The following is a 14,080-nucleotide window of genomic DNA, read 5'->3' on the forward strand; positions in this document are numbered from 1 at the left end:
AGAAGGGACGATGAAGCACGAGGGCGAATTCTCCGAGGCCGCGCACGCGCTCCTCGATCGCGACGAGGTCGAAGGGGTCCTCTCCGGGGCGTTCTACACGCCCGCGGGTAAGCCGGCGCGGGCGCAGAAGCCCGCCCCGGAGCGCCCGACGCATTACAAGGTCATCTGCATCTCGATGTACACGGACGACCTCGAGCGTCTCGACGAGATGGTCGAGGCCTTGAAGGCGCGCGGCTTGACCAAGGCGAGCCGCAGCGCGCTCATCCGTCACGCGCTCGAGCAGGTTGATCTGGAGAAGGTGCCGAAGGGCATCTGATCCGTCCGCGGCTCGGCGCTTGCACGGCGCCGAGATGATGTCGAACGCGCCCATCAAGCCACCTCCGAGGGATCTCGGCGAGGTCCCTGCGACGCCAACGATCGACGAGCAAATGCCGCCGTCCGGCGTGCGGAAGATGCTCGACGCCTTCGAGGAGCGTGACCTCTCGCGCATCCGGTGGAGCTCCGTGCTCGCCGGGCTCTTCCTCGCGCTCGGCACGCTCGTGCTCCTCGGGCTGCTCGGGTTCGCGACCGGCGTGAGCGTCCTCGATTCAGGCGGCCGCGCGTCGATCGAGCGCCTCGGGGCAGGCATGGCTTTGTGGATGGCCTTCGCCTCGCTCGTCGCCCTCTTCGTCGGCAGCTACGCGGCGGCCAAGCTCGGCGGCGCGATTCGTCGGTGGGACGGCGCGCTCGCGGGCGTGCTCACCTGGGCCGTCTCGCTCGCGCTGCTCGTGTTCGTCGTGGGAAACGGGGCGCCTCCGTTTTTCGAGACGCAGGAGTTCGGGCGGCCGACTGGCTTCGAGCCGGCGTTCATGTTCGCGCAGCGGACGACCGAGCCGTTCGGCCCGTCCTTCCGGCTCAACCAGGGCGAGCTCGTCCGGGCCGCGTGGCTCACCTTCGCGGGCGCCGTGATCACGCTGCTCGCGGCGACGTTCGGCGGAGCGCTCGGTGCTGTGGGTCGGCGTCGCGGCGGCGGGCTTCCTCCGGCGTCTCGGCCTTCGTCGGGGGATCAGATCCCGCTTTACTGAACCGTCGGAGCAGGCGCGGGCGCGGCCTCTTCCAGGCTCGCCCAGAAGGCTTCGAGATCCGGGGGCAGCGGTGCCTCCACGCGGAGCCTGCGCCCCTCTTCCGCCGGATGATCGAGCTCCAGCACCGCCGCGTGCAGCGCGTGCCGATCGATCTCCAGGAGCGCACGGTCCTCGTCCGTGAGCAGACCGTCCGCCCCGCGACCGAAGAGCTCGTCGTCCGGGCCGTACAGTTTGTCCCCGACGACCGGCGTCCCGCGTGACGCGAGGTGCACGCGGATCTGGTGCTGCCGTCCCGTCTCCAGCGTGCACCGCACGAGCGCGTAGATCTTTCCCGTCGCGGGGTTTCTCCGCCTTCCGATCACGGCGCAACGCGTGGCCGAGGGTAGACCCTCGCCGGGCCGGGCGACGCGCATCTTCACGCCGTAACGGCTCGTCGGATCGAGCTCGAGCGGCGCCTCGACACGGAACGCGTCCGCCTCGTCCGCGCCCCAGGTGATCGCCAGGTACTCCTTGTGCACGCTGCGCTCTTCTGCGCCGGGCCGCGTCGCGCCGCGGGCGAACTGCCATTTTACGTGACGGTCCGCCTCGCTCGTCCGCGCCAGCAGGAGGACGCCGCTCGTCTCCCGATCGAGACGGTGCGAGAGCATGAGCCGCTCGCCGTCGCGGGCGTTCTCAAGGAGCTTCACGACCGTGCTCTGGTGGTACCGCGCCGTCGGATGTACCGGGATTCCGGCGGGTTTGTCCACTGCGAGCAGGTGGGCGTCCTCGTGCAGGATGCGCAGCGTGACGTCGGGTGCCTTCTCGTCCCAGGGCGGACGCCAGAGCAGGATGAGCTGCTCGGCTTGCACGCGGTCGTTGCCGCGCAGGCGGCGCGCATCCGGGGCGTAGGCGCCGTGCGCGATGATCTTCTGGGCGCGGGTACGGCTCGTCCGCTTGAGCTGCGATTGCACGAACCGGTCGAGCCGCATGCCCTTCGCCTCCGGGGGCACGCGGAGGATGGAGACGACGGACCCCTCGGGCACCTCGTCCGGGCGTACGACCTTCATCCCTCGCCCGAAAGGGCCATCCGTCGAGCCGAGCTCGTGCGCGCTGATGCGCGTCATGCTCGCCATCCTAGCCTGCCTGCCGTTCGGGGCTACCGCCCGCGTTCGTCGGTCGGCCCCATCGGTGCATGCTCGCTCTACGTCGCGGCCGCGAGTCGTGCTACACCCGCCCGCGCATGGACATCCTCTTCGTCGCTTCCGAGATCGCGCCGATGGTGAAGGTCACCGGCCTCGCCGACGTCGTCGCGTCGCTCTCGAAGGCGCTCCGGCTCCTCGGGCACAAGGTCACCCTCGCGCTGCCGCGTTACCCTGGGATCGAAGCCTCCGGCGTCATGATCGCGCGCAGGCTGACCCCGCTCGTCCTGACCATCGGCGGCGAGCGCGTGGAGGTCACGGTCTTCGACGGGCGGCTCGGATCGGGCGTGGAGCTCGTGCTCTTCGACGTCCCGGGTCTCTTCAGCGAGGGCCCGTCGCGCCTCGCTGACGAGGACGAAGGGGATCTCGCCGCCGCGCGACGGTACGGCGTGTTTGCGCTCTCCGTCGTCGAGCTCGTCCGCCAGCGCGCGCTCGCGGGCACGCCGTTCGAGGTCGTGCACGCGCACGACTGGCCGTCGGCGCTCGTCCCGTACCTCCTGCGCGACCGCGAAGGCGACGCGCGCCCTGCCGCGGTGCTCACGCTCCACGACCTCGCGCGCCAGGGCCTCTTCCCGCGTGAAGCGCTCCGCGTCATCGGCCTCGGCGACCAGCACTTCCAGCCTTCGCTGCTCGAGTTTTACGGCAAGGTGAGCTTCCTCAAGGCGGGCCTGCTCGCCGCCGACGCCATCACCACGGTGTCGCCGACGTATGCCCGCGAGATCCTCACGCCCGACCACGGCGAGCGCCTCGACGGCGTGCTCGCGGCGCGGGCGAAGGAGAACGAGATCGTCGGCATCGTGAACGGCATCGATTACGCCGTGTACAACCCGATGACGGATCCGGCGTTGCCTGCGCGGTACGACGCCGAGGACACGACGAACAAGTCGCGCTGCAAGAGCGCGCTCCTCGCCGAGCTCGGGCTCCCGATCGACATCGAGCGTCCGCTCGTGGTCTCCGTCGGCCGCATCTCCACGCAGAAGGGCGGCGATTTGCTCGCCACCTCGCTGCCCAAGATCCTGAAGAGCGACGCGAGCGTGGTCGTGGCGGGCGCGGGGGATCGCGCGATCGTCACGAAGCTCGAAGCCGCCGTCGGAAAGGCGCCCGAGCGCGCGCGTTTCCTCGGCGACGCCGCCGAGCCTCTCGTGCACCGCCTCTATGCCGCCGCGGACATCGTCGTCGTCCCGTCGCGGTACGAGCCCTGCGGCCTCGTGCAGCTCTACGCGCAGCGTTATGGCGCGTTGCCGGTCGCCTACCGGACCGGCGGCCTCATCGACACGATCGTCGATTGCGACGCGGCGCTCGAGACCGGCACCGGGTTCCTGTACGACAAACCGACCTCGACGCACCTCGTCGGTGCGGTGCAGCGCGCGCTCGCGGCCATGACCTCGCCCCGGTGGCCCGCGCTTCGGCGCCGCGTGATGCGGCTCGACCTCGGCTGGGATCGACCGGCGCGCCGCTACGTGCACGTTTATCGCTCGGCTGTCACGAAGCGCATGGCGTAGTTTTCGCCGAGAAGATGCGGCGGACGGACGCTTCGTAGTACAGTGCATGCGCCCTTTTGGGCGCTTGTGTCCCAGAACGTCGAATTCCTCGTCTCCGAGCAGGGCAACATCCGCGGACCCATGCGGCTGGAGGCGGTCCGTCGCGAGATCGGCGGGGGAACGCTCAAGGACCCGCTTTTCCGCATGGAAGGGTGCAAGCGGTTTCTCCCCGGCGCGGCGTGGGATCCGATCTCGGACCTTTTCCCGTCGCCGAGCCCGCCCGATGCGCCCGAGGGCGTGGTCGCCGAGGCGTTGCCGCGCGACCTCGCCAAGCTCGATCCGCAGGCGCGGGACAAGCTCCTCTGGTTCGTCGAGGACACCGACGGCGTCATGGGTCCCGTGACGGGCGCATTCGTGGTGCGGGGCCTCATGACCGGCCGCATCCCGATCTCCTCGGGCGTCTCGCTCGTCAGCGTCCCCGGCTGGATTCGCGGCACGGCCGTGTTTCCAGCGGCGCTCGAGGGCGCGACTGCGATTCGCAAGCGCCCGATGTCCACGTTCACGTGCCCGTATTGCCTGGAACCCGTCATGGTCGGCAGCACGAGCTGCCTCATGTGCGGCGAGTTCGTGGGCATCGCAAAGCCGCGGCTCGGTCTTTCGCGCGTGGTGGGCCTCGTGGGCATCGGGCTCGCGCTGGTGCTCGCGCCGCTGCTCGGAGGCGCGCTTTCCGTGCGCGGGGACGGGCGCGGCGCGGGGGTCGAGATTCCTTCGGCGAACGCCGCGCCTTCGCCCGGCGCATCGGCATCGCCGGGATCGAGCGCGTCCGCCGCGACGAGCGCGCCGGCCGATCCTGCGGCAAACGCGCTTGCCGATTCTGCGCCTGCCGCAGCGAAGCGGCTCGAAGGCAAGGTCGCGGCGAAGATCGACGTCGCGGCCGACGCAGAAGCCGCGATCCTCCTTCCGCAAGGCCACGTCGCCGTCGCGCGTCGTGTCGCGCTCGACGTCGTCGATCCGCGGAGCGGCGTGGTCATGACGAGCTCGCGCGAGGCGCAATCGGCGCGCGTGATCGAGCGTGTCGGCGGCGCTCTTTATGCGCTCGGCCAAACCCGCATCGGCGCGCTCGAACCCGACACGCTCCGCGTCCTTCGCTGGATCGAGCCTCGCACCCAGCTCCTCCCGGGCGCCGCCGCGGCATCGGCTGGCCTCGCGATCTTTCCTTCCGCCGTCGATCGCAGCGTCCTCGTCGTCGGCACCGAGCACCACGTCGAGATCGCGCGTTTCCGCTTTGGAGGCGCCATTCCGAGCGCCGCCGCGATCGACGCCGAAGGCACCTGGGCCGTCGCGAGCGTCGCCGATCCACGCCCGCGCGCCTATCCTGATGCCATCGAGGTCTTCGCGCCGCTCACCCCGCCGAGCGCGCAGCTCGTGCGTCACCTCTCGCTCGGTGATCCCGTTGCGGCCGTCGCCGTCCAATCGGGGTTTGCCTTCGTCGCGCTCGGCTCCTCGCGCATCGTCCGCGTCACGCTCGAAGGAAAAGGCCTGCTCGCGCCGCCCAATCTTTCCCGCGACACCTGCACGGATCCCGCGTTCGTCCGGGCCGCCCCTCGCACGCTCGTCGTTGGCTGCAGGGCGGGCCGCGCGCTCTCGTTGCATGCGCCGGCCACGCTCACGCAGGACACGCGACTCGAGCTCGGCAGCCCCGTGACGGCGCTCGAAGTCTCGCCCTCGGGGGATCAGGCGCTCGTCGTCACGGGCGCGCCTTCGCCCGGCGTGTACGTCGTCGATCTCGCGACCGGCGAGCCCGTGCGTGTCGACGTCACCGACGAGGTCACGAGCGTCCGATTCGGCAAAGACGCGGAAAGCGCGACGGCGTTTTCGGCCCGTGCGCGCCGCGTGTGGGTGCTCCGGTGAGCAAGACCAAGTGCCCCAGATGCGGAACCCTCACGATCCGGCCGGGCGCGACGAAATGCCCCTCGTGCCGCGCGTGGGTGAGCTCGCCCAAGCTCGCGGGCAGCCGCGTGCAATTCGGCGCGCTCGGGCTCGTGCTCCTCGCGGCGGGCCTCGGCGGCTTCGGCATGCTCGCCGGCGGCGCGGCCGTCCTCGCCTCGCAAGGCCGCCTCGGCGGCAAACGCCCACCCGCCACGACGCCTCCGCCTGCGCTCCCCACCTCGTCCGCGGCGCTGCCCCCGGCGGCCTCCGCGAGCGCCCTCTCTTCAGCGTCGGCCTCGACCGCCCCGACCGCGGACACGCCGCCTCCCGCGGCCGAAGCGCCCGCGGCGTTTGCCGTGGCCACGACGATCCGCCTCGACGCGCCCCCGATCGACCTCACCGTCGCGGACGACGAGGCGATGTTCTTCGTGCTCTGCGAGGACGGCACGCTCCGGGCGCACGCGCTCGATTCCGGCGCCGAGAAGGCCCGCGCGCGCCTCCCGGGCAAGGGCACGGGCCTCCGGCGGCTCCCTGCGGGCCGGCTCGCCGTGCTCGGCGTCTCCACGGGCCTGCCGGTCGTGAACACGGCGTCGTGGCTCTCGGGCGCGGCGCCTGCGGCCTATCTGAAGAAGGTCGACGTGAAGGGCGCGCTCGACGTTGCGGCGAGCGGCGATCCGCCCGTCGTCGTCGTCGCGACCTCGCAAGGAAGCCGCGTCGTCCGCCTCGCGGGCCCCGAGCTCACAGCCGACGGCGAGATCCTCTTCCCGACCCCGATTCGCGGTGTCGCGCCCCTGCCTTCTTCGGCTGGCGCTCGGCTGCTCGTGCTCCTCGACGGGCGCGCGCCCACCGAGCCGGGATCCGTGATCGTGCTCGATCCCGCGGCAAAACCCTTCGGTGGTGCGCGTGCTGCGTGGTCCTCGCTCCTCGAACCGCGCGCGTCGACGGTCCCTCCGGCGGCCTCCTCCGAGCGTGCGCTCCTCTTTGATCGGGCGACGGCCAAGGTCATGGGTTTTTCCGTGGGGGCCGAGCCGCGCCTCGCGCCTGCGGGGCCGCAGCCGATCGCGGCATTCCCGTGGCCCGGCGATCGGGCCGTCGTCATTGGCGCGGCGGGCGAGGCGACGCTCGTGTCCCTCGAACGCCGCGAGGTCCTCGCTACGGTCGCGCTCGGCGGTGTTCCTTCCTCGGCTGTGCTTTCGCCGGAGGGCCGGACGATCCTCGTCGCGCTCGGCGGTGGGCCTCGTGGCAAGGGCGCGACCACGGTCGCGCTCGGGGGCGAGCCGCTGCGTATCGTTTCGACGCTGCAAACGGGGGAGGGATCGCACGTGGTCTCTGTGGCGCCCAGGGGTCGCCTCGCGCTCGTGGCGGCGGCGTCGGCGCGTGTCGTGACGGTGCTCCGGCGCCCCTGAGATTGGGGCCCCGTCGCGCCGATTTTTTGCGCCCATGACGCTCGAGATCGGCGACACTGGCGGCGGCGTCCTGGCTCGGCGCCTTACCTTGGAGTTGCCCATGACCACGTCCGCGACTTCCCTCCACAGGAGCAAGCTTCGCTCGTTCGGTTTGGCATCGGCCCTCGCGCTCGCCTGCGCGATGGTCGTGTCTGCGCCCGGGTGTCTCGATCAGCAGGGCTCGAACCCATCGACCGAGTGCACGGCGGGACAAACGGACGCCACCACGCCCGACGATTGCGTGCGCAAGGAATGCCAGGGTGGGAAGTTCGTCACGGTCGCGAACGACACGGAGGTCCCGGACGACGCGAATCCCTGCACGCAGGACACCTGCTCGGACGGCGTGCCGCAGCATACCGCGGTGAACGGGACGATGTGCCAGCTCGGCGAGGGCATGGGCCAGTGTGTGTCCGGGCAATGCGAGATCCCGTGTAATGATTCGGCGGAGTGCGACGACAAGAATCGGTGCACGACCGACGCGTGTGTCGGCAAGGTCTGCATGTTCACGCCGGACCCCCAGGCGAATCCCGACGACATGAACCCGTGCACGACCGACGCGTGCGCGGACGGCAAGGAGAGCCACGTGCCCGCGCCCGGGGCGACGTGCGGGACGAACGGCACGTGCAACGACATGGGCGTCTGCATCGGCTGCGCGAGCGACACGGATTGCCCCGTCGACGATCACTGCAGCGACTGGGCGTGCACGGACAAGCAATGCATCTCGACGCCGCTCCATGAAGGGATGCCGCTTCCCCCGAGCGAACAGTCGCTCGGCGACTGCAAGAGCAAGGTCTGTCAGAGCGGGCAGATCGTGACGATCGCGGACGCGGCGGACCCCTTCAACGACGGCAATTCTTGCACCGCCGACCAGTGCAACGACATGGCCCCGGTGAACCCCCCGCTCCCGGCGCTCTCGTCCTGCGCGACGCCGAACAACCCGACGGGGATGGGCAAGTGTGACAGCACCGGCGTTTGCCTCGGGTGCTCGCAGACGCTCGATTGCAGGGGTGGGCCTCCGTGGCACACGTGCGACACGACCGTCAACATCTGCTTCAGCTGCAGCGACAACGCGCAGAACGGCACCGAGACGGACGTGGACTGCGGCGGCGAATGCATCGAACGGTGCGAGCTCGGCCAGAAGTGCCTCGTCACCTCCGACTGCCAGGGGGAGTGCGACAACAACGTCTGCGTGGACTGCTTCGACAACGTGAAGAACGGCACCGAGGGCGACGTCGATTGCGGCGGCATCTGCCCGCAGAAGTGCAGCACCGACGACTCTTGTAACGTGCCAACGGATTGCTTCCACGGCGTTTGCAGCGGGGGCAAGTGCGCCGCGCCTTCTTGCAGCGACTCGGTCCAGAACGGCAACGAGACCGACGTCGATTGTGGTGGCTCCTGTCCGGATTGCCCGGCGGGCAAGAAGTGCATCGGGGGCAACGATTGCATCAACGACTGCATCAGCGGTATCTGCAACTAAACCCACTCTCAAGGCCGAACCATGCCCCGCCCCCGCCTTTTATCCGCGCTGCTCGCCACGGCCTTCGTGGCCTCCGCCCTCGTGCAGGCTGCTTCCTGCGCGCTCGAGACCGAGGGCTCGAAGCCCACGCAGACCACGAAGCCCTGCGAGTCCGCCGCCAATTGCGACGACGGTAGCTCCTGCACCGTCGACACGTGCAGCGACGAGAAGATTTGCGTCTACACGCCGGTCGCCGATGGGCCGAACCCCGCCCAGACCGTCGGCGATTGCCAGCGCATCGATTGCGCGGCCGGCCAGGAGGTCACCGTCACCGACGACGCGGACATCCCCGACGACAACGAGCCCTGCACGAACGACGCCTGCCAGGGCGGCACGCCGAGCAACACGCATACGCCCGACGGCGGCGTGTGCCAGCGCGGAAACGAGAGCGGCACGTGCCAGGACGGGGTCTGCCAGATCTCCTGCGACGCGCAGAACCCGTGCGACGACGGCAACGCCTGCACGGACGATTTCTGCAACTTCGCCACGAGCACCTGCATCTTCACGAACCTCGACGGCCAGCCCACCCCGGGCGCCACGCAGAACCCCGGCGATTGCAAGCAAAAGCTCTGCGTCAATGGCAAGGACACGGACGTCACCGACGACACCGACGTGCCCGTCGACGTGAACACCTGCACGGACGACGTCTGCACGAACGGCGTCCCGTCGAACCCGCCCACGACCTCGGGGACGCCGTGCACGCCGGAGGACACGGACGTCTGCGACGGCGCGAGCAACTGCGTCCAGTGCACCGAGGCTGTTCATTGCATCGGCATCATCGCCGAGGACGAGTGCACGAAGGCCGCCTGCATGAACCATACCTGTGTAAAGAGCTACATGGGTACGGACACGCTGGCGAGCCCGGCCCTCCAGACAGCGGGCAACTGCAAGAAAATCGTCTGCGACGGCAATGGTGGGACGACGGAGTTCCCGGACGACACCGACAAGCCCAACGACAACAACGCCTGCACGACCGATAGCTGCTCGGGCAGCAACCCGACGTCCATGCCCGTCGCGCAGGGCACGGCCTGCGGCATGAACCAGGTCTGCAATTCGACCGGCAGCTGCGTCGGTTGTAACACCGCCGCCGACTGCCAAGGCACGGACGATTTCTGCAAGAAGCGGACGTGCACCAACAATGTCTGCGGTTTCGATTACACGGAGAGCAACACGCCGCTGCCGAACGGCCAGACCGAGGACGACTGCAAGCGCCTCGTTTGCGACGGCGCGGGCAACACGGTCACCGTCGCGGATTCCTCGGATCCCAAGGTCGACGGCAACGAATGCACGCAGGACACGTGCAACGGGACCACGCCTTCGAACCCTAACCAGCCTGCCGGCACGATGTGCAACCAGAGCGGCGGCGACGTCTGCAACACCGCGGGCCAATGCAAGAAGTCGAACGGCAAGAGCTGCGCGGCAGGCGGCGATTGCGCGAGCACCTTCTGCATCGACGCCGTCTGCTGCTCGACGAACTGCAACGGGACGTGCCGCGCGTGCAACCTCGCGGGGAGCCTGGGCACGTGCAGCCCCGTGCCGAAGGGGCAGGAGGACGCGCCGTCGTGCACGGGCGCGAGCTCGTGCGACGGGTCGAACAACGGCAACTCCGCCTGCAAGAAGGACGACGGGCAAGGGTGCGGCGGCGCGAACGAGTGCGTGAGCAACTTCTGCGTCGACGGCCGGTGCTGCGTGTCCGCCTGCAACACGACCTGCCAGGCGTGCAACGTCACGGGGAGCGAGGGCAGCTGCGTCAACATCCCCGCGGGCCAGCCCGACGTCAGCGCGAGCATGACGTGCGACAACGGCAGCGTGTGCAACGGCTCTGGCGTCTGCAAGAAGTCCAATGGTACGACCTGCGGCGCGGCCAGCGATTGCTTGAGCAATTTCTGTGTCGACGGCAAGTGCTGCGAGAATGCCTGCACCGGGACATGCAAATCGTGCGGCATCGCGGGCAGCGAGGGGATGTGCGTCAACATCGCCTCCGGGCAGGAGGACAACAACGCCAGCATGACCTGCACCGGCACGAAGTCCTGTGACGGCAGCGGCGGGTGCAAGACGGACAACGGCGCCTCGTGCTCCATGGGCACCGATTGCCTGAGCACGTTCTGCGTCGACAGCGTCTGCTGCAACAACGCTTGCACGGGGACGTGCCAGGCGTGCAACGTGTCGGGGAACGCCGGCACGTGCTCGAACATCCCGCCGGGCAATGAAGACACCTTCCCGATGAACGCCTGCGTCGGCGTCAATCAATCGTGCGACGGCATGGGCGAGTGCAAGGGCAAGCTCGGGGCGTCCTGCGTCGACGGCGCGGCCGATTGCCTGAGCGGCTTCTGCGCCGACGGGGTCTGCTGCGAGAACGCGTGCGGCGCGACGTGCATGCAGTGCAACGCGTCGGGCTCCTGCGTGGCCGTCCCGCAATTCTCGGAGGACAACTCCCCGATGAACGCGTGCGTCGGAACCAAGAGCTGCGACGGCACGACCGCCGGCAATGGCGCGTGCAAGCTCGACAATATGCAGCCGTGCAATGGCGACGGCGAGTGCGCCAGCGGCAACTGCCACTCGAGCGGGGAGTGCAGGCCCTGAAGGGTTCGTCGGGCCAAGGCGGCCGGCGCGGGGGACGCCGGCCGCCACATGTCATGATTCGCGTCCCGGATTCCAGAACGAACGATTGACGATGCCAAACCGCCCCCGCGTCCTCGCCTCTCTCCTCGGTTCGCTCCTCTCCGCCGCCCTCGTCGTCCAGATCGCCGCCTGTGGGCTCGATACCAACGGGTCCCTAGCGCCCGAAGACACCAAGGCCTGCGTCGTCAACGCGAACTGCGACGACCAGAATCCTTGCACCGTCGACGTCTGCGGGAACGACGGGACGTGTGTCCTCGTGCCACTCGACGACGGGCCCTTGCCGGGACAAACCGCCGGCGATTGCCAGCGGAGCGATTGCGTGGCCGGCGTCCTCACCACGACGAACGACGACGCCGACATCGACGACGACGGCGAGAGCTGTACGGACGACGCGTGCGCGATGGGCACGCCGGTCCACACGCCGGCGCAAAACGGGACGAGCTGCCTCTTCGGGACGGCGCAGGGCACGTGTCAGGGCGGCGCGTGCGCGGTCGAGTGCGGCGCGCAGAACCCGTGCGACGACGGCAATCCCTGCACCGAGGATGCCTGCAATGCGGGCGCGGGCATCTGCATGTTCACGGATCTCGACGGATTGCCGACGCCGGGGTATGTGCCCGTGCCCGGCGATTGCTTGCAGCACATCTGCGTCGCGGGCGAGGACACGGCCGTCACCGACGACACGGACGTGCCCGTCGACATGAACACGTGCACGTTCGACGTGTGCACGATGGGCGCGCCGACGAACCCGCCGGTGATCGCGGGCGAGCCCTGCGAGCCGGGCAAACCCGAGGTCTGCGACGGCACCTCGAATTGCGTCGCGTGCAACGAGCCCGCCGATTGCGTGCTCCTCCCGCCGGACGACGTTTGCCAGCAGCGCACGTGCGAGAACCACGTCTGCGTGCAGTCGTTCGCGCCGGACGGGACCACGATCGACGGCCAGACGGCCGGCGATTGCATGCGGGTCGTCTGCGACGGCGCGGGCGCGACGAAGGAGATCGTCGACGACACCGACCTGCCGAACGACAACAACGCCTGCACGAAGAACGTCTGCACGAACGGGACGCCGACGTTCCCGAACGAAGCGATCAACACGGCGTGCGGCGCCGGACTTTACTGCGACGGCGGCGGCAAATGCGTCGGCTGCAACGAGGCCGCGCAATGCGAAGGCACCGACGATTTCTGCAAGGTCCGCACGTGCATCGACAACCAGTGCGGCGTGAGCTTCACGCCCGAAGGCACGGAGCTGCCGAACGGGCAGACGGCCCTCGATTGCAAGGTCATCGAGTGTGACGGTCAGGGCAACATCGTCACGTCGACCGACACGACCGACAAACCCGTCGACGGCAACGAATGCACCGACGACGTGTGCAGCCCGACCGGCGTGCCGTCGAACCCGAACCGGCCCGTCAACGCCGCGTGCAACGAGAATGGCGGCACGGTGTGCAACGGCGCGGGCGCGTGCAAGAAGGCCCCCGCGCAGACGTGCGGCGGGGCCGCCGAGTGCCTGAGCGGCCATTGCGTGGACGGCGTCTGCTGCAACGCGGCCTGCAGCAGCACGTGCATGGCGTGCAACGTCGCGGGCAGCGTCGGCACGTGCACGAACGTGCCCGTCGCGACCGAGGACGCGCCCACCTGCACGGGCACGAACGCCTGCGACGGCGCGGGCACGTGCAAGAAGGACAGCGGCCAGCCGTGCGCGGGCGCGGTCGATTGCGTCAGCGGCTTCTGCGCGGACGGCGTCTGTTGCAATAGCGCCTGCGATACCGCGTGTTTCGCCTGCGACCTGATGGGCAGCATGGGCACGTGCGTGCCGCTCGTCTCCGCGGAGGACACGAACCCCACGAACGTCTGCGCGGGGACGCGGTCCTGCGACGCGACCGGGGCCTGCAAGGCGAAGGACGGCGGCGCTTGCGTGGTCGCGGGCGATTGCTTGAGCGGGCATTGCGCCGACGGGGTCTGCTGCGACACGGATTGCACGGACACGTGCATGGCGTGCGACCTCGCGGCCACGCCGGGCGTCTGCTCGCTCGTCGCGAGCGGGCAAAAGGACGACACCTGCGCCGGGGCCGACGAGGTCTGCGACGGCGCAGGCGCGTGCAAGGCCGCACAGGGCAAACTCTGCGGCGCGGACGCGGAATGCCTGAGCGGTCATTGCGTGGACGGCGTCTGCTGCGACACGGATTGCACGGGCACGTGCATGGCGTGCGACCTCGCGGCCACGCCGGGCGTCTGCTCGTTCGTCGCGAGTGGGCAAACCGACGACACCTGCACCGGGGCCGACGAGGTCTGCGACGGCGCGGGCGCGTGCAAGACCGCGCAGGGCAAGCTCTGCGGCGCGGACGCGGAATGCCTGAGCGGGAATTGCGTGGATGGCGTCTGCTGCGACGACGCCTGCGCGGGCACCTGCGAGGCGTGCTCGGCGGCGAAGAAGGGCAGCGGCGTCGACGGCGTCTGCGAGCCGATCACGAAGGGCACCGATCCGGACATGGAGTGCACGATGCCGGGCACGTGCGACGGCGCGGGCATGTGCATCGGCGACATCGGCGAGGCCTGCATGGACGGCATGGACTGCGCGAGCGGCCATTGCGCGGACGGCTTCTGCTGCACGACGGCCTGCGCCGACGATTGCTTCTCCTGCGGGCTCGGCGGCATGGAAGGTCAATGCATGCCGGTCTCGGCGGGCACGACCGACGGGACGTGCGTGGCGGAGGATCTCGAGGTCTGCGACGGCGCGGGCGTGTGCCTCGGGGATACGGGCTTTACGTGCAATGAAAACGAGCAGTGCTTCTCCGGCAACTGCATGAACGACGTGTGCGAGCCGTGAGCCACGTGTTCGCTCTGCCCC

General features: G+C 69.5%; 9 protein-coding genes. 8 read left to right on the forward strand and 1 reads right to left on the reverse strand.

Going from position 1 to position 14,080, the window contains the following annotated elements:
• Nucleotides 1-10 precede the first annotated feature (10 nt).
• Nucleotides 11-316 carry a ribbon-helix-helix domain-containing protein gene (locus KEG38_RS22255; RefSeq protein ID WP_272421707.1) on the forward strand — a complete coding sequence of 102 codons (306 nt, stop codon included), beginning with the start codon at nt 11-13 and terminating at the stop codon, nt 314-316.
• Nucleotides 317-350: 34 nt separating this feature from the next.
• Nucleotides 351-1,064 carry a hypothetical protein gene (locus KEG38_RS22260; RefSeq protein ID WP_272421708.1) on the forward strand — a complete coding sequence of 238 codons (714 nt, stop codon included), beginning with the start codon at nt 351-353 and terminating at the stop codon, nt 1,062-1,064.
• On the opposite strand, the gene KEG38_RS22265 is transcribed toward KEG38_RS22260, so the two are convergent.
• The gene (locus tag KEG38_RS22265) at nt 1,058-2,167 is read right to left on the reverse strand and encodes an RluA family pseudouridine synthase (protein ID WP_272421709.1); all 1,110 of its coding nucleotides are present in this window, start codon (nt 2,165-2,167) and stop codon (nt 1,058-1,060) included. The genes KEG38_RS22260 and KEG38_RS22265 overlap by 7 nt on opposite strands.
• 116 nt (nt 2,168-2,283) lie before the next feature.
• Here KEG38_RS22265 and KEG38_RS22270 point away from each other — a divergent pair, with 116 nt between their 5' ends.
• From KEG38_RS22270 to KEG38_RS22295, 6 genes are all read left to right on the forward strand, one after another.
• A complete protein-coding gene (locus tag KEG38_RS22270) occupies nt 2,284-3,744 on the forward strand; it encodes a glycogen synthase (protein ID WP_272421710.1) in 1,461 nt (486 codons plus the stop codon).
• A gap of 66 nt (nt 3,745-3,810) precedes the next feature.
• The gene (locus KEG38_RS22275) at nt 3,811-5,634 is read left to right on the forward strand and encodes a WD40 repeat domain-containing protein (protein ID WP_272421711.1); all 1,824 of its coding nucleotides are present in this window, start codon (nt 3,811-3,813) and stop codon (nt 5,632-5,634) included.
• On the forward strand, nt 5,631-7,058 hold the full coding sequence (locus KEG38_RS22280) for a zinc ribbon domain-containing protein (RefSeq protein ID WP_272421712.1): 1,428 nt from the start codon (nt 5,631-5,633) through the stop codon (nt 7,056-7,058). Before KEG38_RS22275 ends, KEG38_RS22280 begins: the two co-directional genes overlap by 4 nt.
• 100 nt (nt 7,059-7,158) lie before the next feature.
• Nucleotides 7,159-8,574 carry a hypothetical protein gene (locus KEG38_RS22285; protein ID WP_272421713.1) on the forward strand — a complete coding sequence of 472 codons (1,416 nt, stop codon included), beginning with the start codon at nt 7,159-7,161 and terminating at the stop codon, nt 8,572-8,574.
• Between the two features lie 21 nt (nt 8,575-8,595).
• Nucleotides 8,596-11,196 carry a hypothetical protein gene (locus KEG38_RS22290; RefSeq protein WP_272421714.1) on the forward strand — a complete coding sequence of 867 codons (2,601 nt, stop codon included), beginning with the start codon at nt 8,596-8,598 and terminating at the stop codon, nt 11,194-11,196.
• Nucleotides 11,197-11,287: 91 nt separating this feature from the next.
• A complete protein-coding gene (locus KEG38_RS22295; RefSeq protein ID WP_272421715.1) occupies nt 11,288-14,059 on the forward strand; it encodes a hypothetical protein in 2,772 nt (923 codons plus the stop codon).
• The last annotated feature ends 21 nt before the right edge of the window (nt 14,060-14,080 follow it).

This window comes from Polyangium jinanense (assembly GCF_028435265.1).
Lineage (GTDB): Bacteria > Myxococcota_A > Polyangia > Polyangiales > Polyangiaceae > Polyangium > Polyangium jinanense.